The organism is Roseisolibacter sp. H3M3-2 (assembly GCF_029211165.1).
Classification (GTDB): Bacteria; Gemmatimonadota; Gemmatimonadetes; order Gemmatimonadales; family Gemmatimonadaceae; genus Roseisolibacter.
On record NZ_JARGEK010000467.1, the window covers coordinates 1 to 3,063 of the forward strand.

A 3,063-nucleotide genomic window follows, 5' to 3' on the forward strand; every position below is an offset into this window, starting at 1 on the left:
GCGACCTGCGACCTGCGACCTGCGACCTGCGACCTGCGACCTGCGACCTGCGAGACGGCCCCGGTCGCAGGTCGCAGGTCGCAGGTCGCAGGTCTACCCCAGCACCCCCGGCAGCGCCGTCGCCTCGTAGCCCGGGAACAGCCGGTCCAGCCGCTCCGCCCCGAGGTGCGTCCGCGCCACCTCCGCGAACACCGCGCGGAAGTCGGTCGTCAGCGCCAGGTCGCGCCCCTCGTTCAGCTGCTCCGGCGCGAGCCCCGGCCACCGGCCGTGCACGCGGCCGCCCTTCACCCCGCCGCCGATCACGAACATGCTGCCGGCGTGCCCGTGGTCCGTGCCGCCGGTGCCGTTCTGCCGCGCCGTGCGCCCGAACTCGGACATCGTCAGGATCACCACGTCCTCCATCCGGTCGCCGAGGTCCGTCGTGAACGCCGCGATCGACCGCGCGAAGTCGCCCAGCCGGTTCGCCAGCTGTCCCGTGGCGCCCCCCTGGTTGACGTGCGTGTCCCACCCGCCGACGTCGGCGAACGCGACCTCCAGCCCCACGCCGGCGCGGATCAGCTGCGCGATCTGGCGCAGCCGCTGGCCGAACGGCGAGTTCGGGTACTGCGCGTCGTGCTGCGGCCGGTACTGCTGCGGGTTCGCCGCGCGCAGCACCTTCATCGCCTCGAAGGTGTCGGCGCCGGCGCCGTGCACCAGGTCCGCCGAGCCGGTGGTGTACAGCGCCTCCAGCCGCTGCTCGGCGTCGCCGCCGGCCGCGCGGATCGAGAACTCGGCGAGCGAGTTCATCGCCACCACCGGCGCCGGGCCGTCGAGCACGCGCGGCGTCTGCGGCGTCATCGACACGGCGCGGAACGGGGACGCGGCCGCCCCGTGCGCGCACCCGGACTCGCAGGTGCCGCGCAGCGCGAGGTAGCGGTTGAGCCACCCGTCCTTCGTCCCCTTCACGTCCGGGGTGGCCGTCTCCATGTAGTCCTGCGCGTCGAAGTGCGAGCGCGTCGCGCTCGGGCTCCCGACGGCGTGGATCGGCGCCAGCAGCCCGCGGTCCCACAGCGGCTTGAGCGGGGCGAGCGCGGGGTGCAGCGCGTAGAAGCCGTCGAGGTCGAGCGCGCCGTTCGGGCGCCCGGGCTCCGGGACGGCGATGTTGGGGCGCAGCGCGTAGTACGCGCGGTCGCCGAACGGCACCACGACGTTGAGCGCGTCGGCCGCGCCGCGCTGGAACAGGCACACCAGCACCTTCCCCCTGCCGGCGAGGCGCGCCGCGCCGTGCGTCAGCTCCTGCGCGAACGCGGTGCGGCGGAGGAAGGAGGGGCTCAGCCCCATCGTCACGAGCGCGAGCGCGCCCGACTTCACGAAGGCCCGGCGTTGCATGGGTCGTCTCCTGCGGTCAGCGGCGCTGGAACTCGGGGGCGCCCAGGGCCAGCCCCACGAGCTGCGCGAACGGGTCGAGGCGCGGGGCGCGCGGCATCGCGGCCGAGTCGGGGCGGGGGCGGGCCAGCAGCGGGTGCTCCCCGCTCGCCAGGATCGCCCGCGTGTCCGGCGACAGCTCGCCCCCCAGCAGCGCGCGCGCGACGCCGTCCAGCTGCGCGGCGCGCTGCGCGGCGCGCAGCGAGTCGGCCGGCGGCGCGCCGGCCAGCCGCGCCTCGGGGAGCCGCCCGGCGGCCACCGTCAGCCCGAAGTTGATGCGGTTGAGGATCGCCCCCGTGTTCATCCACGCGCGCCCCGTCTCCGGCCACCCGTCGGGCGCCTGGTGCCCGTAGATCGGCTGGCCGAGGCGCGCGATCAGCTGCGCGGTGCGCGGCGTGGTGTCGGGGGCGGCGTTCATCGCGCGCGCCGCGCTCGCCACCAGCTCGAACGGCGACTTCACCTTGGCGCGGTACGCGGCGCGCGAGAAGAACTCGGGGCTCGTGACGATCGTCTCCAGCGTCGCGCGCAGGTCGCCGTCGGTGCGGCGGAACGTCTCGGCGGCGCGCGCGACCAGCGCCGGCGGCGGCGAGTCGCTCACGAAGCGCACCGCGAGCTTGCGCGCGATGAAGCGCGCCGTGCTCGGGTGGCGTGCCGCCAGGTCGAGCACCGCCTCCCCCTCGTCCTCGCCGCGCCCGGCGGGGAAGCGGGTGCCGAGGATGGTCTTCGCGCCGGCGTCGTGCGCCGCGGCGCGGAAGGTGAAGCCGCCCCCCTGCTGCGGCGGGCGCACCGACCACCCGGTGAGCGCGCGCGCCACCTCGACCACGTCGGCCTGCGTGTAGCCGCCGTCGACGCCGAGCGTGTGCAGCTCCAGCAGCTCGCGGGCGTAGTTCTCGTTGAGGCCGCGCGGCCGGCGCTGCTGCGCCCGCGCCAGCATGTCCGCCGCCCGCGGGTTGCGGCGCGCCAGGCGCGCGCGCTGCCGCTCCGTCATCCCCCGGGGGCGCCGCCCGAGCGTGGGGCGCACGCTGTCGGCGACGCTCTGCGCGTTGTCGAGGTACTGCAGCATCGCCGGGCTCTTGGCGACGGCGCCGAGCAGGTCGCGGAACTTCCCGAGCGCGTGCGTGCGCAGCGTCGCCTCGTACTCGGGGAGGAAGTAGCGGACGCGGTCCTTGCCGGCGAACACGCTGAAGTGGTTGGCCCAGAAGTCGACCATCACCTCCTGCAGCTGCCGCTCGCTGGCGACCGCGCGCGCCACGCGCGCCGCCTGCAGCTCGGCGACCACGCGCCGCGACGCCCGCGCCATCTCGCGCGCCCGCGCCGAGTCGGCGCCGGAGAAGGCGGGGGCGCCGCTGTCGCCCGCCATCCGCGCGGCGGCCGCGCCGCGCGCCTCGACCTGCCCCGGCGGCGGGTACAGCGCCAGCAGCTCGGCGCCCGACTGGCGGAGCGTCGGCATCCCGGCCAGCGTCCGCTCGAGCGCCGCGTCGTCGAGCGTCTCGGGGCGCAGCTGCGCGGCGATCCACCGGTCCACCCCCATCGCCCGCACGCGCGCCTCGTCGCCGGGGCGGGCGCCGAACGCCAGGCGGCCCAGGACGTGGCGCACCTGCTGGTCGGCGGTCTGCTCGCGCGCGTCGTCGCGCGGCGCGGCGCCGGCGCGCGGCGCCG

The 3,063-nt window shown here is 76.9% G+C and carries 2 protein-coding genes; both read right to left on the reverse strand.

Features of this window, described 5'->3' with window-relative positions; translation table 11 throughout:
* Nucleotides 1-93: 93 nt before the first annotated feature.
* Entirely contained in the window at nucleotides 94-1,368 is a 1,275-nt protein-coding gene (locus PYV61_RS23105) for a DUF1501 domain-containing protein (protein WP_275836132.1), read from the reverse strand.
* A gap of 16 nt (nucleotides 1,369-1,384) precedes the next feature.
* Nucleotides 1,385-3,063 (reverse strand): DUF1800 domain-containing protein (locus PYV61_RS23110; RefSeq protein WP_275836134.1); only part of this gene is annotated, 1,679 nt, incomplete at its 5' end.